18 protein-coding genes, 3 tRNA genes and 2 rRNA genes are annotated in these 21664 nt (G+C 53.5%); 10 read left to right on the forward strand and 13 right to left on the reverse strand.

Annotation, left to right across the window (positions count from 1 at the left end; translation table 11 throughout):
- Window positions 1–281 precede the first annotated feature (281 nt).
- Complete coding sequence (locus EPA93_RS27135) at window positions 282–518, reverse strand: hypothetical protein (protein ID WP_129890510.1); 237 nt, start codon at window positions 516–518, stop codon at window positions 282–284.
- Between the two features lie 421 nt (window positions 519–939).
- The gene (locus EPA93_RS27140) at window positions 940–1368 is read right to left on the reverse strand and encodes a hypothetical protein (protein WP_129890511.1); all 429 of its coding nucleotides are present in this window, start codon (window positions 1366–1368) and stop codon (window positions 940–942) included.
- A 554-nt stretch (window positions 1369–1922) separates the two neighbouring features.
- Between EPA93_RS27140 and EPA93_RS27145 the strand changes: the two genes are divergently transcribed.
- Genes EPA93_RS27145 through EPA93_RS27155 form a run of 3 tightly spaced genes read left to right on the forward strand, consistent with a single transcriptional unit; the run spans window position 1923 to window position 5064 of the window.
- Window positions 1923–3131, forward strand: a complete 1209-nt coding sequence (locus EPA93_RS27145; protein WP_129890512.1) for a coiled-coil domain-containing protein — start codon at window positions 1923–1925, stop codon at window positions 3129–3131.
- Window positions 3128–4300 carry a DUF2851 family protein gene (locus EPA93_RS27150; RefSeq protein ID WP_129890513.1) on the forward strand — a complete coding sequence of 391 codons (1173 nt, stop codon included), beginning with the start codon at window positions 3128–3130 and terminating at the stop codon, window positions 4298–4300. The genes EPA93_RS27145 and EPA93_RS27150 overlap by 4 nt, the downstream gene beginning before the upstream one ends.
- Window positions 4297–5064: a pseudouridine synthase gene (locus EPA93_RS27155; RefSeq protein WP_129890514.1), complete on the forward strand. Its 768-nt coding sequence runs from the start codon at window positions 4297–4299 to the stop codon at window positions 5062–5064. The genes EPA93_RS27150 and EPA93_RS27155 overlap by 4 nt, the downstream gene beginning before the upstream one ends.
- A gap of 167 nt (window positions 5065–5231) precedes the next feature.
- On the opposite strand, the gene EPA93_RS27160 is transcribed toward EPA93_RS27155, so the two are convergent.
- Together EPA93_RS27160 and EPA93_RS27165 are read right to left on the reverse strand one after the other, a co-directional pair.
- Window positions 5232–5651 (reverse strand): DUF2127 domain-containing protein, encoded by a 420-nt coding sequence (locus EPA93_RS27160; RefSeq protein ID WP_165423420.1) that lies wholly within the window; start codon window positions 5649–5651, stop codon window positions 5232–5234.
- A gap of 568 nt (window positions 5652–6219) precedes the next feature.
- Window positions 6220–6663, reverse strand: coding sequence for a DUF2127 domain-containing protein (locus tag EPA93_RS27165; protein WP_165423421.1), 444 nt, complete (start codon window positions 6661–6663; stop codon window positions 6220–6222).
- A gap of 747 nt (window positions 6664–7410) precedes the next feature.
- On the opposite strand from EPA93_RS27165, the gene cmk reads away from it, so the two are divergent.
- Window positions 7411–8097 carry a (d)CMP kinase gene (gene cmk, locus EPA93_RS27170; protein ID WP_129890517.1) on the forward strand — a complete coding sequence of 229 codons (687 nt, stop codon included), beginning with the start codon at window positions 7411–7413 and terminating at the stop codon, window positions 8095–8097.
- Complete coding sequence (locus EPA93_RS27175; RefSeq protein ID WP_129890518.1) at window positions 8094–8822, forward strand: lysophospholipid acyltransferase family protein; 729 nt, start codon at window positions 8094–8096, stop codon at window positions 8820–8822. The genes cmk and EPA93_RS27175 overlap by 4 nt, the downstream gene beginning before the upstream one ends.
- Before the next feature lie 191 nt (window positions 8823–9013).
- Here the strand turns inward: EPA93_RS27175 and EPA93_RS27180 are convergent, their stop codons facing one another.
- Both EPA93_RS27180 and EPA93_RS27185 read right to left on the reverse strand, forming a co-directional pair.
- The gene (locus tag EPA93_RS27180) at window positions 9014–9256 is read right to left on the reverse strand and encodes a DUF2630 family protein (RefSeq protein WP_129890519.1); all 243 of its coding nucleotides are present in this window, start codon (window positions 9254–9256) and stop codon (window positions 9014–9016) included.
- 272 nt (window positions 9257–9528) lie between these two features.
- Complete coding sequence (locus EPA93_RS27185) at window positions 9529–13176, reverse strand: UvrD-helicase domain-containing protein (protein WP_165423422.1); 3648 nt, start codon at window positions 13174–13176, stop codon at window positions 9529–9531.
- A 195-nt stretch (window positions 13177–13371) separates the two neighbouring features.
- Here EPA93_RS27185 and EPA93_RS27190 point away from each other — a divergent pair, with 195 nt between their 5' ends.
- Window positions 13372–14064 carry a hypothetical protein gene (locus EPA93_RS27190; protein ID WP_129890521.1) on the forward strand — a complete coding sequence of 231 codons (693 nt, stop codon included), beginning with the start codon at window positions 13372–13374 and terminating at the stop codon, window positions 14062–14064.
- 128 nt (window positions 14065–14192) lie between these two features.
- Window positions 14193–14966: a type III pantothenate kinase gene (locus tag EPA93_RS27195; protein ID WP_129890522.1), complete on the forward strand. Its 774-nt coding sequence runs from the start codon at window positions 14193–14195 to the stop codon at window positions 14964–14966.
- 88 nt (window positions 14967–15054) lie between these two features.
- Here EPA93_RS27195 and EPA93_RS27200 read toward each other — a convergent pair whose 3' ends face one another.
- Window positions 15055–15564: an Lrp/AsnC family transcriptional regulator gene (locus EPA93_RS27200; protein ID WP_129890523.1), complete on the reverse strand. Its 510-nt coding sequence runs from the start codon at window positions 15562–15564 to the stop codon at window positions 15055–15057.
- Window positions 15565–15850: 286 nt separating this feature from the next.
- Here EPA93_RS27200 and EPA93_RS27205 point away from each other — a divergent pair, with 286 nt between their 5' ends.
- From EPA93_RS27205 to EPA93_RS27215, 3 genes are all read left to right on the forward strand, one after another.
- Window positions 15851–16924 carry a Gfo/Idh/MocA family protein gene (locus tag EPA93_RS27205; RefSeq protein WP_129890524.1) on the forward strand — a complete coding sequence of 358 codons (1074 nt, stop codon included), beginning with the start codon at window positions 15851–15853 and terminating at the stop codon, window positions 16922–16924.
- Window positions 16925–16984: 60 nt separating this feature from the next.
- Complete coding sequence (locus tag EPA93_RS27210; RefSeq protein WP_129890525.1) at window positions 16985–17845, forward strand: sugar phosphate isomerase/epimerase family protein; 861 nt, start codon at window positions 16985–16987, stop codon at window positions 17843–17845.
- A gap of 89 nt (window positions 17846–17934) precedes the next feature.
- Entirely contained in the window at window positions 17935–18405 is a 471-nt protein-coding gene (locus EPA93_RS27215) for a GNAT family N-acetyltransferase (protein ID WP_129890526.1), read from the forward strand.
- Between the two features lie 122 nt (window positions 18406–18527).
- Here the strand turns inward: EPA93_RS27215 and EPA93_RS27220 are convergent, their stop codons facing one another.
- The 6 genes from EPA93_RS27220 to EPA93_RS27245 all read right to left on the reverse strand — a co-directional run bounded on the left by EPA93_RS27220 (window position 18528) and on the right by EPA93_RS27245 (window position 21609).
- The gene (locus tag EPA93_RS27220) at window positions 18528–19175 is read right to left on the reverse strand and encodes a DUF7691 family protein (RefSeq protein ID WP_129890527.1); all 648 of its coding nucleotides are present in this window, start codon (window positions 19173–19175) and stop codon (window positions 18528–18530) included.
- A gap of 324 nt (window positions 19176–19499) precedes the next feature.
- A tRNA-Ile gene (locus tag EPA93_RS27225) sits at window positions 19500–19573 on the reverse strand.
- Between the two features lie 70 nt (window positions 19574–19643).
- A 5S ribosomal RNA gene (gene rrf, locus EPA93_RS27230) occupies window positions 19644–19760 on the reverse strand.
- Window positions 19761–19797: 37 nt separating this feature from the next.
- Window positions 19798–19873 (reverse strand) — tRNA-Ala (locus EPA93_RS27235).
- 9 nt (window positions 19874–19882) lie between these two features.
- Window positions 19883–19956: transfer RNA gene (locus EPA93_RS27240), tRNA-Ile, on the reverse strand.
- A 161-nt stretch (window positions 19957–20117) separates the two neighbouring features.
- Window positions 20118–21609, reverse strand: a 16S ribosomal RNA gene (locus EPA93_RS27245).
- Window positions 21610–21664 lie beyond the last annotated feature (55 nt).

The raw sequence follows: 21664 nt of genomic DNA on the forward strand, positions 1-21664 counted from the left end.
ATATTCTGCTTATGACAACGCAAATAGGGCTTCTTCCTATTTCATATAGATATCGATCTTCTTCCTTTTTTCACCATCCAGGAGAGGAGTTATGCGTACCCAACGGAGAGGGAAGGTTGCCAGGCCCATATATAAAGTAGCGTCACCACATTTGCCGCCTAGAGAAGAACGACTATGGGGTGACGCTCAGTTTATCGCCCGGCAAGGGAGATTTTCGCCAGTCAGACCAAGGGATCATACGGTCATTGTCTTTGCGCCGAGGCTGCCAGGTCCCTGGCTCGCTACCAGCGCGCTGTTTGCTGCTGCTGCAAAGCATGCTGACTCTCGTGAAGGTAGAGGGCCTGATTAAACTCTTCTCGATGTTGGGACAACATCTCTAGCAGTCCCATGGCTTCCTCGGCGTCAAGGCTGCAAATCGTGCTGCTGGCTGCGCCAACTTCGTGACCGTATAGCTTCAGGGTACCATTTTCGATCCAGGTTCGATAACGTCCAATTTTCATATCGTCTCGTTTCTCCATTTGCGCACTCCTCTTTGAGCTCTCTTTGCTTACAACTACGTTGTTTGTTGAGATACTTGCCACTTATCAGGAGCCCGCACCAATTATTTCTAGCGGCTAGCGGTGCTGCTCGCATATCTATAATACGCTAAGTTTTAGCGCTACGGAAGCCCGCAGAGCACTTATTTTGGGCGCACAAAAATTTTTCTTACATTTTACCTACTCGCCATTTTTCCTCTCATCTTAGCCCTCGCTTGACTGATTTCCGCTACACCAAAATGGGCCTTTTTTGATAAATTGCACAAATTTTGAGACATATTTTTTGGGCAAATTGCACAAATCGATGGAAATGGCAAGAATAATTGACCTTTATGGAAGAGGGAGGAATACGAGAGGTCATACCTGAGCGGAGGCGGGCCAGCATAGCGCGCCTCCGCAGTGACTAGCACCCCACTACAACACGCGTACCGGTTGTCTGCAACGGTAGAGTAACTTGTAAGGGCAAGCCGCGAATGTGCTTACGCAGCTCTTCAAGTTCAACCGGATCAGCGATGACACGGCTATAATAGCCAGGGAGCCAGAGCAGCCCGGGAGCTACCATCCTCGAAGAATCGCGATAGCGCAACCACTGCAGCGTCGTGAGCGACTGATAAGCGCGAAGAATACTGCTCAGGGTCGGCGCGTGCTCCTTTGCCGCGTCGAACCACAAAATAAAATGCGCATAGTTTGCCATCACAATAAACTCGTCAAGGATAATACCGGGGAACCAGCGCGGCAGAGTATACCAGGTCTTCTCTAGAATCGTGCTGAGTTCAGATCTGTTCAGTAGGCGCGCCTGCTGAGCCTTGATAGTAACAAAATATGCCTTCATAGCCTGTCACCTCGCAAGATGACGGGAAAGCTCCGGTAATGCAAAAATAGAGCATCCTGTTGCATTTACCTCAATCCCTTTCTACATAACTACCTGTCATATATCAATCAGATTATGCCAAGCAACCAATATATAAATACGTTGCCTAAGAGTAAAATTAATTGACGACAGAGGGTTTCCTTGATATAGTGGAACCTGGCAGGCCGGTGGTTGAGAGCTGTTTCAATCTCCTTTCTTTTAATCTGTCTCAGCATACTGCAATGGATACAACCAGTATAGCGCGCCTGCCACACTTCCCCAAAACGAGATTACCTTTTGTCTGGCCCGGCCTCGGGTTTTGGTGGCGCGCCAGTTGCAATCCTAGCAGCATATGCGATATGCTCTAAATTGAGAGGATTCTATTTCACGTGCCGCCTGATGGGTAAAGCAAGCGCCACAATCGAGGCATGCAGCTTGAAGATAGCACACAAAGCACCATTTCTATGGCCGCGGCGCAGCAGGAAGAGCAGGCGAAAGGCAGCAATACGAGGCGGATATCTTGAGGAGCGAGAATTATGTCCAAGCGTAAATCATCTTCCCACAATAAAGCAATAGACGACAAGAAGAAACTTCACAAAAAGGAACAGACTCTACAAGAACGCCTGCAGCGCGCTCAGGAGGCCCAGGACAAGGCCCGGGCACGCTTGCAACGGGCTCAGGAACGTCTACAAAAGCGCTCAGAGCGTGTGCAGCAGCTGAGCGAAAAGTTGCAGGCAATTCAGCAGCGCCTGGGAACCCAGCCACCAACAGAGCAAATAGCTCCTACGCCTGAGCACCAGGGAGGCATAGCAGCGCTACTCTCCGCAAGCATAGCCGACAATATTCCGCCCACCCAAACAGCAGTTCTCCTGGAGCCGGGTTCCGAGACCGAGGAAAGCCTTTCTCTGGCTAGAGAGAGCTTGCCCAGCCAGGAGGAATTACGAGCCATGGAGGCGCGTGCAGTGGCTGAGGCCGCCGAGGAAGCTGCCCGCGAAGCGGCTGAGCGCGCTCAGGAGGCCGTCGCGCATCTGGAACGCATAGGGGCAAGTCGTCACCTCCTCCAGGAACTGGCTCAGTTGCAGACAGAGGCGGAACAGGCTCAGGCCGTTGCTCAGGAGAGCGAGCGCCTGGCCGAGGAAGCCGAGCGGCACATCAGCGGTCAGCTCGAAGCCTCTTCACCTCCTGAGGCAGAGCCGGCCAGCGAGCTACAAACAGAGGATGCTGAGAGTAACCAGGCCGAGCACCTAGAGCAAACGGGTCAAGGCGATACAGCATATGACGATGACGACGATGAAAGCATTGAAGCCGTTACTGCCATGATTATTGTAAATGCGGCGGCGACTGCTGCAGCCGAGGCCGAAGCGCGGGCCGAGGCCAGCCGGGTACGCGCGCAGGAGGCTCGCCTCCTCGTTGAGCAGAATGACCAGATTCTATCTCAGGTGCGCCTGGCAATTCAGGAGGGCAAGCTTGTGGGCGAGGAGGCTGAGAGCGCTTTGAAGAAGGCAGTGCATGATGTTCTGCAGGCTCAAAACAGTCTGGCAGAAGCTCAGTTGACCGAACAGCGCGCTCTACGTGCGGCTCGCCAGGCCGAGGCTGAGGTTGAGACCGCCGAAGATACGGCCCTGGCTACTCTCTACCAGGAAGAGCAGGCGCGGGCGACACAGTGGGATGCGACGCCTGCTGAGGACCAGGCTGCGCAAGAAGAGCCGCCAAATCGGCAAGATAGTTCTCAGGAGCAAGCATGAGCACGCTCTATCTGCGCGAGCAATCTAACGAGATTCGTGAGCATGAAGTTGCGCAACGCTGGTGGCGATTGCCGCTAGGTAGCCGCTTGCCATTGAGCGATGGGCAATACTATCGCCTGATCTTTGCCGGTCATCCCGGCGGCTCTGCTGGTCCCGACGTCAGGGATGCTGTCCTGCTTCAAGAGGATGCTCGGAGTATTGAAGAGGAATCTGCCGAGCCCACAGAAGGTGCGCGCCTGGTCGGCGATGTGGAATTTCATGTCCGCAGCAGCGATTGGCTGGCACATGGTCATCAGCGCGACCCACGCTATAATCAGGTCGTCTTACATGTTGTGCTGATCTGCAATGATCCGAAGCCAACCTACCGACAGGACGGGGCCAGCATTCCTACCTGTTCGCTCTATGATCTCCCCAACGCAGATAGCGAGCCGGCAGCGCTCTGGCCCTGTCAGCGCGTCATGCCTGCGCTCAGTCCACGGGAGCGCAGCGCCCTCTTGCAGCATGCCGGACTGTTGCGCTTTGAGCAAAAAACTGAGGCCTTCATCGAACAGCTACATGCGGCCTCGGCTTCCAGCTCTGACGAGCTCTATAACGCCTGCCTCTTGCCCGCGATAGGAGAAGGACTGGGCTATGGTCGGGATCGCGCGATCTTTCGTGCCGCCGCGCTACGCCTTCTCGGCTCAAACAGTCAATTCCCCGAACCGCTCGGCCGAGCTGAGCAGCCCGCGCCCCTGGATAGCCAGCGCCTGCAAGCTTTGCGCAAGCTCGTCGTGCAAGCTCCTGGTCTCTGGCAAACTCTCCATAGCCTATTTCATGAGTACGCCGCACAAACCGAAGCAAGGCTTCTATCGGCCCTACACGCCGTCTTTCTCGGCAGCGGGCTCAGTCTTGCCCGCGCTGATATACTTATATGTAACATAGTACTGCCCTTCGCCGCCGCTATAGCGCTGCTCGAACATGATAGCCGGCTCGGTACGCAGGCCCGCACGCTCTACAAGCTGCATCCAGGCCTGCCCTCGAACCGTATCACGCGAAACATGTGCGCACAACTCCAATTAGGCGCAGAGCCGCAAGGTAGCTGCCAGCAACAGGGCCTACATTATCTCTATCAACAAACCTGCCGCGCAAAACGCTGCAACGTATGCAGCGCGGCAAGAATGACTATATGAAAGACACAGAGCAAACAAGCCCACAGGGAGAACGCCTGGCGCGCTTCCTGGCCCATGCCGGGATCGCCTCGCGCCGTCATGCCGAAGAACTGATTGCCGGTGGACGCGTCAAGGTAAACGGAACCGCTGTCACGACGCAGGGCACGCGCATCGATCCGCGCACGGATCGGGTCAGCGTCGATGGTAAAGTTGTAAAGGCGGCTCCTGTCCAGCACATCTATCTCTTGCTGCACAAACCGGCCGGCTATCTCAGCACTGTCCATGATCCACAGGGCCGCCCAACCGTCCTGGACCTGCTACCAGCGGCCCTACGTCAGCAACGCGTCTATCCTATCGGTCGCCTCGACCTTGAGACCAGCGGCCTGCTCCTGCTGAGCAATGATGGCGAGCTCGCCTTACAACTGACCCATCCGCGCTATCAACAGGAAAAGCACTATGAGGCCCTCGTACAGGGCCAGCCCGAGCCTTCCACCTTGCAGGCCTTACGTCAGGGTGTTTATTTTACCGAAGACGACGGCCAGCGCCATAAAAGCGCACCAGCCAGGGTACGCCTGCTAGGCAAAGAGGGCACACAGAGCCGCCTGGCCCTCACCATCCATGAAGGGCGCAAACGCCAGATACGGCGCATGCTTGCAGCCGTAGGCCACCCGGTAATACGCCTGGCGCGCGTCGGCATAGGCTCGCTCAATCTCAGCGGCCTGGCTCCCGGCAAGTGGCGCTACCTGAGCGAAACCGAGGTACAGGCCTTGCGCAAGGCAAAATAGACTGTAACCTTATCCATATTCATAAATATAAGGGAGCAAGCCAGAAAACTTGCTCCCTCTTCTTCTTTTGCGCCAGCTTTCTGTCTGTTCTCAGAAAGCCTTAAGGTCGAACGTTTGCAACTAAAGCAATGATAAATGCTGGATAAAATCTACGCGGGCACGACGTATCAAGTGCGGAAAGCCTCCCGCACATTGCGATCCGCAAGCAGGTACACTACCACAACCACAGGAATCACAATATCAATGATCAAAGAACCTGTCCCAATATGATGGAAAATCCAGGCAAAGATGTGATCGGCAATCGTCAGAATTTCCACCACGACAGTTATCCAGAACGCCCAGGCCTTCAGCGTCCACAGGCCCCAACCCACGATCAGATTGGCCAGGCCAAAGATGATCAATAACACAAGAGCGATAATCGCTATGGCATCAAGGATCTTAGGGATATGAGACCCGGCAATGCCAATTCCCAGGAAACCAAGAATACCGCCAATTATGGCAATCAAGCCGGCGATGATAACCAGTACCGCAATAATCGTGACGCCAATCGGGCGTTGACGAGGTGCCTGTGCCAGTGTTTCGCTCATAATACCTCCTTTGTGCATTAATCACAGAAAATTCAGGATCTTGCATTGACAAAAGGCAAGTGCAAACGAAAAAAGGGATGCGAACCTCCTTTCTTTCCCTCACAATAGTTAGCTGAGCACGAGAAAACTCCGTGAATAGCGGAATACGCCGCCTGAACACCTATTCTTTTTAGAACCTCAAGAGCTCTCAAATAATGCACAAAGATATATTTCACTAAGAGCATTATACCATACGTGTTTACGAAGCACTTTACCTATTGAAGAGGTTATGAGAATTTAGCGAGCAGGCAAAGCATCCCGTTTGCCATTCATATGCCGAAACTAATACACAGAAGGAAAGCCCCAACCATCCTCTTATAACCATTGTATTAACCCCACCAGCAAGCGCCCCCAAATAGGTCAGGGGCTTTGTCGAACAAAACAAAAAGAGAAGGGGGCAAGGCAGAGGAAACTTGCCCCCTTCTCTTCAATCCCCATCGGCTTTACCGCTCAAGAAAGCCCCAGCGCTGTACGATCAATGGCTACAAGAAATATAAATGCGGGATAATAGCAACCTGGATATCAGGTCTCAAACGCGGAAAGCCTCTCGCACCTCGCGATCCGCCAGCAGGTATACAACGACAACCACAGAGATAGCAACGCCAGTGGCCAGAGAAATGATGCTTGTATGGAAGACAGACCAGTCAAAGACCTGTAAGGCAAGAGAGATGCAGTGCAATACGATAGTTATCCAGTAGGCCCAGGACTTCAGCATCCACAGCCCCAGACCCAAAACCAGATCTGCCAGAGCTAAAACAATCGCCAAGCCTAAGAGGAAAAACAGCCAGGGACTGATAACTTCACTCATCATATTGCCGGGAAGGCTCGCGGCCATCGAGAGGGCCGCGCTTAATGCCACTATACCAACAATGCTAAACCCTAGCGAAATCAGGCCACCGGCGATAACCAGTACCGAGATAATCGTCACGCCAAGCGGGCGCCGACGTGGCGCCTGTCTCATCGTCTCGCTCATAATATCCTCCTTGCACATCAAGCGTAAAAATCCCTTTTTTCTTTGCAAGCAAAGAGCTCAAACTAGCCAAATTTTGTCCCTCTTCCTTTGCAGCACAAAAATGAAAAATTCCGAGGGTATTGATGAGATATAAGATACATCTCGCGCCCGTTGCTCTAATAAACCCAGGGGTCCAAATAGCACGCAAAATGTATCTCACAAGAAGCATTATAACATACAATATCTAATATTTGTATCTAGTCTAGATTAATAGGAATTTAGCAACTATACAAAATTTTTCAACTTTACTATTTTTGTCAAGCAATAGACTTACTTTAGTCTTTTATTAGTCTTATTTTGAGGTAGTGTTTTGTCAAGCAGAGATTGACGAGTGCGCTGCCTGCAGCAGCCAGGGAAGAACGCGATCCTTGACAGACTAGTATTTTGTCAAGCAGAGATACCACAAAGCTCAGCCAGAAGACGGCGGGGCGAAGCCGAAAAATGTCACAAAGGGGAGGATAGAAGTCGTGTTCTAGAGAGAATAGAAGACCCGCCAGGACAAAAAGTCTTGATTAGTTGCGGCTCAAAAAAACCTGCAGGCATATTTATTCGCAGTCAGATCACGCGCATAGAGCTTTACAGAGTTCAGCTACAAACGTTGTGCAATAGCGCTAGAGCCTGCAAAGAAGCCAGCTGAGTGCGATTTAAAAATAGGGATATGATATAATCCTCATCAGTATTTATTTATCAAGAGAAAAGGGAGGATTCATGCAAGGGCCGCGGCGTATCGCCATAGATGGACCGGCAGGTTCTGGTAAAAGCACAATCGGTGAACAACTAGCCCGGCATCTGGGCTATCTCTATATTGACACGGGAGCGACGTATCGTGCAGTGGCCTGGCTCGCACTCCATGAGCACGTCGATATTAGCGATGGGGCCGCCCTGCAACGCCTTACGCGTCATGCAGAGATTGAGATCAGTCGGCCTCAGATCAAGGATGGGCGGCAATACACGGTTACCGTTCATGGGCGCGATATCACCTGGGACATTCGTAGCACAGAGGTAACGCGCGCAGTTTCTATCGTCTCCGCCCATCCCGAGGTTCGCAGCATTCTTATTTCGCAGCAACGCGCGCTGGCCCAGCAAGACCACGTTGTCATGGTTGGCCGCGACATCGGCGCAGTCGTTTTACCCGACGCAGAGCTGAAGATCTATTTAACCGCCAGCCTGGGAGAGCGCGCGCGCCGTCGCTATACCGAGTTGGAAGAGAAACTGGGCTCCCATAACTCAACATTACCCTCGCTTGAAGAGGTCGCGAAGGATATCCAGCGGCGCGACGACTTAGATCGCGACCATATGCAGGCGGCGCGGGATGCCATCGTCATCGAGACAGATCATCTAAGCATACAACAGGTTTTAGAGGCTATTATTCATTACGTGGAGGATAAGCAATGAAGCAAGAGATGAGCACCAACGGCTCGGCAGGAAAGCCAGCACGAGCGGATAAAAAGCCAACGGTAAATCTATATGAGCCCTATTCTACTCCACGTTTATTCTACGAGGTATTGCGCTATCTGATCATCTTCGTTATGTCCCTGATTGCGCGCGTGCGCCTGCGGGGACGCTATAATATTCCGCGTAAAGGACCCTATATTATCGCCGCCAATCACCTATCCTGGATGGATATCCCGCTTATTCCTGCCTTTATTCCCGGCAAGGTCGTCTATATGGCCAAAGAGGAGGCCTTTTATAGTAAGGTCGGCTGGCTGGTGCGCTTTCTTGGTGCGTTCCCTGTCAAGCGCCATGAGGCCGATCGGCAGGCCATTCGCGCAGCCAGTGAGCAGTTGAAGGCGGGCAAGAAGTTCATTATCTTTCCCGAGGGTACGCGCAGCACAACTCGGACGATGGCTAAGGGTTTTGCCGGCCTGGGCATGATCGCTCTGCGCGCTGGCGTGCCTGTGTTGCCGGTTGCTATCTGGGGTAGCGAAAATGCGCTGAAAAAGCTGGGGGCCGAGATTACTATCTCCTATGGCAAGCCGATTTTGCTTAAGCCCAAAGGCCCAAAGATTACGCGCGAGGATATCGATGACACGACTGAAGAAATCATGCGCCAGATCGCTACTATGCTTCCTCCGCAGTACCGAGGAGTCTACGCCGATACGGTAAGCCCTGAGGCATAGCTTGCTAAAAGCCATAGAGGATGAGGAAGGGCTTAGCAGCTTGATCCCTCATTCTGGCCAGCCTGTCAGCTAAGCAGGGCAAAATAGCCGGTCCGGTAGCAGTTAGATTGGGGCCGAAATATAGGCTTGTTTGTGGGCGAGCTCAGAGTTGATTACCAGAGGTCGCCCACGGGGATAACATACGGCTTGCCTTACTGTAGATAGTGCTCAACGGTTCCTTCGTCGCGCACTTTTGCATCTTCGGGGTTCAGGCCGGCAGAGCGCCGGGCCCGGCGCTGGCGTAGCAGGTCCCAGCAGCGATCGAGGTTTACTTCCAGGGCTTTCATGCGCTCATGTTTATCGCCTTCTAATGTTCCTTCTTCGGCTTTCTGCATGAGCTCGTGCTCTTCGTTGACGAGCTTTTCTATTTCGTGCAGGATGGTTCGATCTTCCATATGCTTCTCCTTCAACAGATCAGGGCTTCTCTCTATCTAGATCTTCTAGTATAGTATCAAACAGGCAAGTTGCGCAAAGTATTTCCGGCCCTGAGCGGCTCTTTTTGCTTTACTGCCTGCCAGCAGAGGTTCTTTTCCCTTCCCCAAAGAAAAAAGTGGTTTCGGGGCCGGAGAGAAGGGTTTTTGGGGCTCGGCCCCAAACCCCGGCAAAGGGCTTGCCCTTTGCAATCCCGTTTCTGGGATGTCGAATATGGTGATTTCTGGCCCAGGGGCTAGGCGGGACAGATGAAGAAGAAGGGACAGGAGGGGCAGCGATACGGGTCGGCTGGCTGGGCCGGGTACTCGTTGCGCTCAAGGCCCTCGATGCTCTGTTTAACCTTTTTCTGCAAGCCCTGCTCTTTGCGTGGGCTCAAAGTGATCGGTACAGTTTCGCCTGTGCTCATATTATGGCTGTGCAGCTCGACGTTCTGACCAGGATACATCTGCCGATAAGCCAGCGCATAGAGAAACTCACGCAGCTCTGCCTTCGGCTTATCCTTGCGCTTGCCAAAACGCGCGCGCACAAATTTGACAGGCGCGCTCTGCATGGACTGCTCGACGCGATCGACAGTGACGCGTACAGTCTTACCATCCACATCTACGTTGAAATCCGAGTAGACGTTCCACTGCACATCTTCTTGCGCGCTCAGCGTATGTTGTAGCGCCTCGACTACCTCGCGACCATGAGCCTCATACATGGGGGCAAAAGGCAGCGTATGGCCACCTAAGGCCTGCCAGTGCCGGGTATAAAGCGTATAGGCCTCCTGAGGAGTTCGCTGTCTGCTTTCCTCATTCTCCTCGCTGGCCTGCATCTGGCGGCGCAGCTCATCGACAGTACGTAAAGTCGCTTGCCAGAAGAGCCGATAGGCGTCGTCGTCGGGCGAGAAATGGTAGAGGGAACTGTAGACATATTGGCGCGGACAGCGTTGATAAGCTTCAAGGGAGGAAGCCGTGACCGTAGCAGGTCCCATGGCCTCAATAAAGCGCTGGCTGGGCTGCAGAGAGCTGATCACTTGACGCTCGGCCGCTGGCAACTCATTTTCCGCAGGCATGCGCCAGTATAATTTTGTCAGGCGCTCCTCGGGCAGGCCGGCTTCGAGAGCAATAAGATAGGGCGAGGGTGCATACTTACGCTTACCATAATGCTCGCTATAGCTAAGTACAAGTTGATCGCGGGCACGCGTCACGCCCACATAGAACAGGCAGGCCTCGCCGCTTTCGTGCGCCGCGTTGCCCACGCTTTCTGCCGGCAGCATGCCGCGCGGATGGGATATGGGTTCAGGGCGCGGCTGAATAGGGAAGCGATATTGAGCCAGGCCCGGCATATAGACGACAGGAAACTCCAGGCCTTTGCTGGCATGCACCGTCATCACGCGCAAGATATCCTGCGCTTCTCCCTCGCCACCTTCTACGCCCTGACGTCCGTTGCCATCCTGGCGGAGCAAGACCAGCAGGCTCAAATATTCAAGGAAGCCACGAGCATGCTCTACCAGAGCCGTGACGGCCGAGAGCTCTTCTTGCTGAGCCGGAGCCTGCTGCTCTGTATGCGTGCGCTGCTGATCATAGTGGTGAGCCAGTTGCAAAAGCCGATCATAGTCAGCCAGCAAGGTGCTATCCTGGGGCTGACCCACGAGCCGCAACTGATCCCGAATCAGGCTCGTCTCCAGCAAGAGATACTGCGCAAGCAAGGTCCACATATCAGGCGCGTGAAGCAGGCTCTGCAGAACATCGGCAAGGCGCTTGAGCGCCTGACGGCCAGATTCACTTATCGTTGGCGGGAGCTCAGCAGTCATCACCAGGGTCATGGGTGCCACTCTTTGCTCGCGAGCGGTGATGAGCAGAGTTTCCAGATCGTCGCGGCTCAACTGATGCTCGGGCTGACGGGCTGCGCGCACAAGGCCCATGCCAGCCGGATTGGTAAGAAGCAGGATTAGCGAGAGCACATCCTTCACATGCTCCTGCTCCAGCAAGCTGCCTCTCTCCAGGACAGGAAGACCTAGCGCAGCCAGCACACGCGTGAGCTTGCGCGCCTGCGCCCGCGTGCGGCAGAGAATGGCCATATCTTGATAGGCATAGCCCTGGGCACGCCTGCTCCGAATATCCTGGATCAGGCCGTATAGCTCGCTGGCCTCATCTTCGGCCTGGGCCAGGGTAACATAGGCTTCGGCATGCGTAAGCCTGACCGGCTGATTCTTGCCGGGCTCCTCACCAAGTTCCAGCTGGTGCAAGCGGAAAGATTCAGCGATGGCCACGAGATCTGGGCGCGAACGATAATTGCGGCTGAGAGGCAGAACGAGCGCGCCAGGAAAATCAACCTCAAACTGGCTGATATTGGCGGGCGAGGCGCCGCGAAAACTATAGATGGCCTGATTGGCGTCCCCCACAACCCAGACGCGCCGCTCTTCGCCGGCCAGGACGCGCAGCAGTACGCTACTGGCACGATTGACATCTTGAAATTCATCGACAAGAATATGCTGAAACTGCTGTTGCTGGACCTGCAAGATGGCAGGATTGCGCTGCAAAAGTTGAATGCTTAAGGTCAGCAAGCCGCCAAAATCGGTATCGCCTCGGCGCTCCAAAGCTGCCTGATAAAGCGCGTAGACATGCGCCACTTCCAGAGACTTCTCGGCCTCCTGTACCTCTTCCTCGCTCTGAGCCTTCTCAAGCATAGTGCGAGCCAGGCGCTCGTATTCTTGTGGGGAGATCAGTTCATCGCGCGCACGCGAGATGGCCTTGAGCATATCTGGAAAATAATATGCCGGGGCGTGCAGCATTTGATAATGGCGCAAGCGCAAATCATTGGCAACCTGGCGCAGCAGGAAATAACCCTCGGCCTCGTCGATAAGCATAAAATCCGGCCGCAAGCCGACATAGGTACCATACTGGCGCAACAGGTTAGCACAGAAGGCATGAAACGTGCTGACCGTAGGCACCGGGCCAGCAAGCACGCCCTGCAAGCGCTCCTCCATCTCACGTGCAGCTTTCCGCGAGAAGGTCAGGGCCAGAATCTGCGCGGGTGGCACAGCCAGCGTATTAATAATATATTCCACACGCCCAATGAGCGTACTAGTTTTCCCGCTTCCCGGACCCGCCACAATCAAAGCCGGCGTGGGAGCCTCGATTGCCGCGCGCTGAAACTCATCATACTGCTTCTTAGCAATCGCCGCTGAGGGATTAGCCGGAAGGTCCAAAGCTGGCACGGCGACGGGCTCAGGCGGCGAGAGCACGGGCTTGAGCAATCCAGCCAGGCGATTAAGCATGGCCGAGCTAGAGACGGCAAAACGGCTGGCCAGCTCCTTAGGCGAATACCGCGCATTCAGATAGAGCTCGCGTATACGCGCCATGGGCATAAGCAGTTCTGAAGCAAAGATGTTAGCTGCAAGCTCGCGCTGACTGCGCGGATCATAGCTCTCGCCGATCCCTAACGCTTCCTGAAATTGCTCCCGATCGATTAAGCCCGCCATATCCTCCTGCACATCATAATCGTGGCAGGGATCAAGGCGCGAGAGTTCGGGCAGCTCGTGAGATATACCGTCAAGCTGTTCGGCCTCGATCTGCAGCCGCAAATCTTCTCCCAGCACGCTACGTATGCGCTCATTGACCTGGCAGTGCAAAATGGCATGTCCTAGTTCGTGAGCCAGCGTAAAGCGGCGGAATGACTCAGGCAGATCACGGCGCAACCAGATTAAGCTTTCATCCTCATCAGGGTCCATAAAGCCATACGTGCCCTGGGGATAATCATTAGGATGAAACGTTGCCACCTGCAAGCCGAGCCAGCTTACTAGCTCATCAAGAGGTGTCTTATTATCGTGCCAATCCGGGTGTTCTTTTTGATACAGCTGGAGGAGGAGACGCGCCGCATCCTCCGCCATCGTTCGCATATGATCTTCCATCAGCAAGCCTTGAGAGGTAAGTTATCGTCAAACCAGACTTTTATTATACCTCATTATGTCGCACAATGCACCTCTTACGCCAATTCGGAGCAGGCTGTGTCAGGCCAAATAATCTGCTATAATAGAAGACAATAATTATTAAGAGCACATCCCCAGGATCATTTATCCTTAAGGAGTTCTGCAATGCAGCCAGAAGAGATACTTGGGCACGCCAGAACCAACACCGATGTACCGGCGGATTGGCAAGTCTTTCCCCTATTACGCAATAAGCTCGTGATAGGTCTGATCGGCTGGGCGTTTGGAATTATCGTAGGTCTGGGCCTGTTCGCTGCGATCGTGCCTATCGTCATTCCAACCAATTATCAAAGCGGTACCTTACCGGCCATCACTACCACCCTGCTCTTAGCACTCCTGCTCTTCATTGGATTAGGAAGTGCCTGGACGCTCATTGTAGATATACGCCGCCTGCGTAACGCCAACCAGCATCTTATTGTGATTACTCCTGATGATTTTCTCAAACAAGAGGGCAAGAAAATCATCCATGTACCGCTTACCGAGGTAAAATATGTTACGGCCCGCGGCGTTCCTCCTCCCGAGCGTGATCCCAACAACGAAGATGCTAACGTCCACAAAATATCAGGCATTGGCGAGAATGCGGCTAGCTTCTTTGTGGGTCGCAGCCTTCTCCCTTCGGGCTCACGCAGACGGCGCAAACGCATGCGCACCCCAACCTCATTAGCCTTTATCGATGCTCGCAGCGAGCAAGAAATCACAGTCGTTACCGATACAACCTTTGGCGATCCTTTTATCATCGCTGCCTATCTCAAACAATACGCTGCTGCAGCCCAGGAAGCCCTTAAGAGCCCGGCAAAGTAGTCGCCCGGCACCAGTTGGGCTTCTATCTAATTTGCTTGCTCGCGACGTGAGACGTTGTTTCTCCGCCATCGCTTCTCTTGCAAGAGAAGTGAAGAGGTGTTCTTGCCTGCTTCGAGGATATTAAGCATATGCTACTTGCCATCGATATTAGCAATACCAATATTAAGTTTGGCCTCTACCACAGCGCCACTATGCAGCACCGCTGGGTTGTCTCGACGGTTCGTCAGCGTACTGCCGACGAATATGCAATGGTGCTTGGCGAACTTTTGCGCCATGTCGGTCATAGCTATGAGAACATTGACGACATTATTATGTCAAGCGTGGTTCCTCCGCTTACGCCAGTATTTCAGGACATGGCCTTACGTTACTGCGGGAAAGAGGCGCTCACGATCAGCCACGATATGGACCTGGGCATTGGACTACAGATCGATAATCCCTGGGAACTGGGAACTGACCGTATCGTGACGAGCCTGGCGGCTTATCACCTCTATGGAGGCCCGGCCATCATTATCGCCTTTAGCACGGCCACAACCTTTGATGTTGTCTCGGCTGAAGGAAACTTTATAGGTGGGGCCATCGCGCCTGGCCTGGTGATCTCCGCCGAGGCTTTGAGCAGTGCCGCCTCGCGCCTCTACCGGGTAGATCTGACGCCGCCCCGTTCGGCGCTGGGCAAAAACACTGCAGAGAACATGCAATCGGGAATTATTTACGGCCATGTCGGACTCGTGCAAGGCCTGATCGGGCGCATTCGCAAGGAGATCCCCGAAGCCGATGATCTCAAGGTTATCGCTCACGGTGGCCTGGCTCAGCTCATGGCCCCGATTATTCCTGAGATCCAGCACGTCAATCAATATCTCCCCCTGGAAGGATTGCGGCTGGCTTATACCAGGCTCAAAAAATAGTATATTTCTGTCAGGACTTCTGCTCGGCCCCATACCTTCCTGAGCAGAAGTTTCCCTCCGGGCTACAATCGAGGCAAGCAACATAGAGCTATTCCACACTCCAGCCCGCATCTCCAGGCAGTTCAACGTCTACATCTAACTGCTCCCAATCGATCACGCGATGAGGCAAGGCGCTGGAAGTCACGATATTGACGACAAGGGCCCCATGAGCCCCCAGCCGTTCATTAAATGCTTCAAGGTGGCGCATCGAAGCGAGCGAGACTTTGAGCGCGGCGCAATATGTCCCACTCAATTTATGCATCTCAAGGATCTCTGGGAATTTTTCGGCGCTGCTCGTCTTTAACAGGCACGAGCCCTGCGTGCAGCGCAACTGAATCAGCGCTAAGAGAGGCATACCCACTTTTGCCGGATCAATGCGCGCTCCATAGCCGGTGATAATCCCCGCATCCTCCAATTTACGCACTCGTTCGGCCGCCGCCGGTGCCGATAAGCCAACGCGCCGTCCCAGCTCATTGTAGGACAGGCGGGCATCGCGCTGCAGCTCACGCAAGATCTTCCAATCAGTGCTATCGAGCGGCCTTTCTGATTGCAAAGCCATTCTCCATCATTCCTTTCTCTTTCTGGCAAAGTATAGCATATTACTTTTTGTTTCGCATTCACTTCACAGCCATTTCCGCATATCATTAAATACAACAGTAAGTGAGATATACAAGCACGAGGTTCTATTGCTTCTTCAATCACATATTGGATAACAAGGCAAACAGGAATTTTTGCTTTGTGGGTAGCACTGGCAGATCAAGTCAAGAAACTGTCCTCAACAAGGCCCTGAGCCAGAGAGAGGCCGAAAATGTCAGCTGGGATTGAACCAGGGAAGGAAAAAGTCAATGAGAAAAGTTCGTGTGGCCGTCGTCGGCAGCGGAAACGTCGCCGAGAAATACGTCCCCCATTTACAGCAAAGTCCCGCCGTGGAGCTTGTAGCCATCTGCGATCCACGCGTGGAACATGTGCGCAGCTTCGCCCGGACACATAAGATCGCGCAGACCTTTCACGACGTTGAGCAGATGCTTGCAGCGCTAGACTTCGAGCTACTCGTGAATCTCACGCCCATGCCCTTGCACGCTCCTATCAACCGCAAGGCGCTGGAAGCTGGCCGAAACGTCTGGTGCGAGAAGCCTCTAGCCACCGATTTTGCCGAAGCGCAGGAACTACTTGCTCTGGCCCGCGAGCGCGGCGTGAACCTATGGGGTGCGCCCGCCAATCCCATCTCGCCAGCCTTTCAATTCATGGCCCGAGCGCTTGCTACGGGAGCCATCGGACAAGTTTTTGCCGCACACGGCATCATCGGCTCAAGCGGTCCGGCCTGGCCCGGCAGCGCCTGGTTTTACCAGAAAGGAGGCGGGAGCCTCTTTGATGTTGGCGTCTATAACGTTACCTTGCTAACCGGACTGCTGGGTCCCGCCCGTAACGTCATCGCGATGTCAGGAACGGCTATCCCTCAGCGCATCATCGGCGGCGAAACCATCAGCGTCGAAGCAGACGATAACACGGCCCTGATCCTTGACCACGGCCATACCGTCTACTCGGTAATTCAGGCAGGCTTCGTCTATGGCGCCCAGCGCCAGGACTTGACGGTTCAGCTGCTTGGCACAGCCGGCGCCATAAGCATGGGCGGCTATGCCTGGGAGCCTGGAGCGATCAGCCTCTATCGTGGCGACCAAACGAAGGCGCCGGGAAAATGGGAGACCTTCCAGCCGGCAGAGCAGCAGCCCTACGTCTGGCAGAGCGGCGCTACCTATATCGCCGAATGCCTGGCTACGGGTATACAACCTGTTCTATCTGGCGCACACGCGCTGCACGTACTTGAGATCATGCAAGCGACCCATCAGGCCGCAGAAAGCGGGCAGCGTATTGCCATTACTTCAAGCTTTCCCTGGCCATTAGCCACACAAGAGGGATAATAAGCAAGCACTCGAGCGCTACTTTTAGAAGTAGCGCCCCAGCGAGCGGAGGCAAAGATCATGCAAGTAAACAAATCCAAAGTATGGCCACAGCTAGGAGCCATGGCCCATGAGCTTCCCTGCCGAGTTGACGAAGTAGAACACCTCTTCGCCCTGCTCCACAGCATTGAGCTGCAAGCGGTACAACTTGGCGTTCCATTCCTCGAAGAGATTATGGCCCGGGAAGCCCTTCTCGCCACCTGGCAAGCTCAGTTGAAAGCCTCATCTATCCAACTTAGCGCCCTGGGCGGCTATCGCAACCTGATCACACCTGATAAGGCCAGGCGAGCAACCAACATAGCCTTTTTGCAACGCTGCCTGGAGCTTGCCCCCAGCCTGGGAACTACAATAGTCGCCACCGAGACTGGAACCTATAGCCGCGCAAGCGATTGGGCCGCCTCGCCCGCAAACCAGGGCCAGGAAGCCTGGGAGGCACTCTATGCTTCCCTCAACGAGCTCTTGCCTGTGGCTGAGCGGTACAGTGTGATCCTTGCCCTGGAGGGACACGTTAATCACGTCATCAACACACCCGAGCGCCTGGCCCGGCTCCTGGAACAATTTCCCACCCCGAACCTGCAGGTAGTCCTCGATCCCTACAACTATTTGGGAAAGGAGCAGTTGCCATACAAAGAACTGATCGTAGCCAGCTTCCTGCAGCAGTTCAAGGATCGTTTCGCGCTAGTCCATCTCAAGGATGTGCACCAGCAGGGAGCAGAAGTCGATACACCGGCATTTGGGCATGGCGTCTTTCCGCAAAACATCTACCTGGACTTTTTACAGCTGCAACGTCCTGACTTACCGCTCATTATTGAGCATGCGACAGTCGAACAGTTTCCAGCGATTCTGCATAGCTTACGCACCTGGCACGAAAGGACGGCCTGAGCAAAGTTGGTAGCAATGCAGCACAATAGATCTAATGCAGATAGCTCTTTTGGCTATATTAGGAACTTGTTAGGCAAAGTAGTGGTATAATGCAGGATATGAATACATTACTGATTCGCCCTTGTCAGTTAGATGAGATTCCGCAAATTTTAGAAATCAGGCAAAGAATCTTTTTACATTTTGCACCTGCTGTATATTCTTCCAAAGAGGTAGAAAACTTATTAGAGGATTTTAAAACGTCAGAATTAGAAGAGATGATAGAAAATAAGAGTTTATTTGTTGCAGAAGAAAATCATAAAATTGTCGGTTGTGGTGGTTGGCTCGGAGAAGCTGTAAGACACATGTACGTTTCTCCAGAAGAAACGAAAAAAGGCATCGGAAGTGCTCTTTTACGAGTTCTTGAAGAGGATTTTAAAAATCGCACCAATTCCTCAATAATTAAGGCTGGCGTCATTCTATACGCCAGACCCTTCTATGAAAGAAATGGCTACGAATTTCTTCAGATAGATACTAACTGGGATGGAAGCAAGTTTAATAGAATGCAAAAGAAATTGTTGTAGCCTACGCACTCTACTGTGATCCCTCCAAGCCATTCCAGCCGCGTTGACAAGCCATCCGATAAGAGCAGGGAGAAGAAGAACATTTGAGCGCCATTGTGCATCCTGCCTGTAGATCTAGCGATCTAATAGTAAGCGCCGACGAGCGTCCAGTTTCTCTCTCCAGCAGTCCCAGACAGGCGTTCAAAGGCCATATACCACTTATAGACTTCGCGCAGAGCACCTTGCGTCCAGCTATCATGGCCCTCAACGAGCTTATCTATATCTACCTTATGCAATTCGGAGATGATCTGCGCAATCTCTTTCCATTCCAGGTAGCCGACAAGAGGAAAGTCCGACCAGTGGGGCAAATTGCTCAAGAGCGCACCACCCATAGCCAGATCTTCTACAAGGCCCCGGGAGATGCCTGCCCGATCATAGATAGCCTGAATCTGGTTGATAAAAGCGAAATTAATCGGCACCCAATAATGATTACTCGGAGTATCTACAGCATACATTTCACAAAGCTTCAGATAGGCGTAGGCATACACAAAGGCATCGGAGCTATGATCAAAGCTTTTGGGAGGCAAAGTACCCATTACGATATCTGTGATAGCCCGTTCCAGAGTCAGCTTTTGATCATTGATATCATCAACAAACTCGTTATTGAAGTGCTGGCACTCGCGTTTCCAGCGCCCGGAAGTAAGCGCTTTCAGCGTATCTTGATCATGGCTGCCGACCAGCTTACGTATCCGGTCGCCATCGACGATCCAGACCATTAAACCATATCCCATAGTTGCTTTTTTTGCTACCCCTTATTCTCTCTTCTTTTGCATCGAAGCAGTTGGCTGATTATAGCAGAAGATAAAGCAATGGAACAAGGTAATAGGAACATCTCACCTGCTTGATCCTCAAGGCGGTCCTATGCTCGTTTATTTGTCATCATCAGCAGACAGCAGAAAGAAAGGCAAAATCCGGTTCCACATTTACTAAATTGCAGCGTGCCTTACTAGAGAGTGGCAACATCTTCCTGACCATACTATTTTTGAGAGCTGAAAAAGTCCAGAGGGATTTACAGAAAAAAGCAGAGGGAAAAGAGTTAGCAAGAGGAAAAGGGGTGGGCCTTCCTGGACTCGAACCAGGGACCTCAGTCTTATCAGGACTGCGCTCTAACCACCTGAGCTAAAAGCCCCCAAACCGCGAAAAGCACGTTATACCCGATGTGTAGGAGATAAAAAAATCCCCGCCCATACAGGCGGGTGGAGAGGCAACGTCCTATTTTCCCGTGCAGTTGCCCGCAGAGTATCGTCGGAGCTGAAAGGCTTAACTACCGTGTTCGGGATGGGAACGGGTGTTGCCCTTTCGCTATAGTCACCACCCCACCTGCTTGTACAAGCGAGACAAGCTGATAGGTCCTGGTGGAGATGAGGGGATTCGAACCCCTGACCTCTGCCGTGCAAAGGCAGCGCTCTTCCAACTAAGCTACATCCCCGCGCTAGGGTGGGCCTTCCTGGACTCGAACCAGGGACCTCAGTCTTATCAGGACTGCGCTCTAACCACCTGAGCTAAAAGCCCCCAAACCGCGAAAAGCACGAGCTGTACACGGACAACTCAAGAGTGGCAAGGGATAACGACAGGCATAGAACCTATTAGCGATAAGCTCGTTCGTCCAGAACTCACGTTTGTGAGTATCGACCTGGAAGTTCACATCCGGTAGGATGTGGGACACTCCCTAGAAAGGAGGTGATCCAGCCGCACCTTCCGGTACGGCTACCTTGTTACGACTTCACCCCAATCACCGACCCCACCCTCGACGCTTGCCCCCCTTACGGGTTAGCCCAGCGGCTTCAGGTGTTGCCGACTTTCGTGGTGTGACGGGCGGTGTGTACAAGACCCGGGAACGTATTCACCGTGGTGTGCTGACCCACGGTTACTAGCAACTCCAACTTCATGCAGGCGGGTTGCAGCCTACAATCTGAACTGAGACCACGTTTGCTGGGATTAGCTCCCCCTCGCGGGTTGGCGACCCTTTGTCGTGGCCATTGTAGCGTGTGTGTCGCCCAGGACGTAAGGGCCGTGCTGACTTGACGTCATCCCCGCCTTCCTCCACGTTGATCGCGGCAGTCTCGCCGGACACGTATAACCGACGATAGGGGTTGCGCTCGTTGCGGGACTTAACCCAACATCTCACGACACGAGCTGACGACAGCCATGCAGCACCTGTGGAGCCGCCCCGAAGGGACACCGATCTCTCGGTGGTGCAACTCCATGTCAAGCCCTGGTAAGGTTCTTCGCGTTGCATCGAATTAAACCACACGCTCCGCTGCTTGTGCGGGTCCCCGTCAATTCCTTTGAGTTTTAATCTTGCGACCGTACTCCCCAGGCGGACCACTTAAAGCGTTAGCGCCGGCACGGAAGGGGTCGATACCTCCCACACCTGGTGGTCATCGTTTACGGCTAGGACTACCGGGGTATCTAATCCCGTTCGCTCCCCTAGCTTTCGCACCTGAGCGTCAGTGACTCCCCAGGACAGTGCCTACGCCTTTGGTGTTCCTCCGGATATCTACGCATTTCACCACTACACCCGGAATTCCCTGTCCCTCTGAAGCCCTCAAGTGAGCCAGTTTTCGAAGCACTTCCTCAGTTAAGCCGAGGACTGTCACTCCAAACTTGGTTCACCGCCTGCGTGCGCTTTACGCCCAGTAACTCCGGACAACGCTTGCTCCCTACGTATTACCGCGGCTGCTGGCACGTAGTTAGCCGGAGCTGATTCCTGAGGTACCGTCCTTGCTCGTCCCTCAGAAAAGCAGTTTACAACCCGAAGGCCGTCTTCCTGCACGCGGCGTTGCTCCGTCAGTCTTGCGACCATTGCGGAAAATTCCTCACTGCTGCCCCCCGTAGGAGTCTGGGCCGTTCTCAATCCCAGTGTGGCTGATCGTCCTCTCAGACCAGCTACCGATCGTCGCCTTGGTAGGCTTTTACCCCACCAACCAGCTAATCGGCCGCAGGCTCATCTCCCGGCGCCTCTTGCGAAGCTTTGTTTCCCCGCGAAGGGAAACGTATGCGGTATTGTCACCGGTTTCCCGGTGGTATTCCTCACCCGGAGGTAGATAACCCACGTGTTCCTCACCCGTCCGCCACTCCCTCTGTTGCCAGAAGGCGTTCGACTTGCATGTGTTAGGCACGCCGCCAGCGTTTATCCTGAGCCAGGATCAAACTCGCCATCCAATAATTTATATGCAAATCTCACACAGAGATTTACCGTTCATGTTTTAGATGACAA

Source organism: Ktedonosporobacter rubrisoli (assembly GCF_004208415.1).
Lineage (GTDB): Bacteria > Chloroflexota > Ktedonobacteria > Ktedonobacterales > Ktedonobacteraceae > Ktedonosporobacter > Ktedonosporobacter rubrisoli.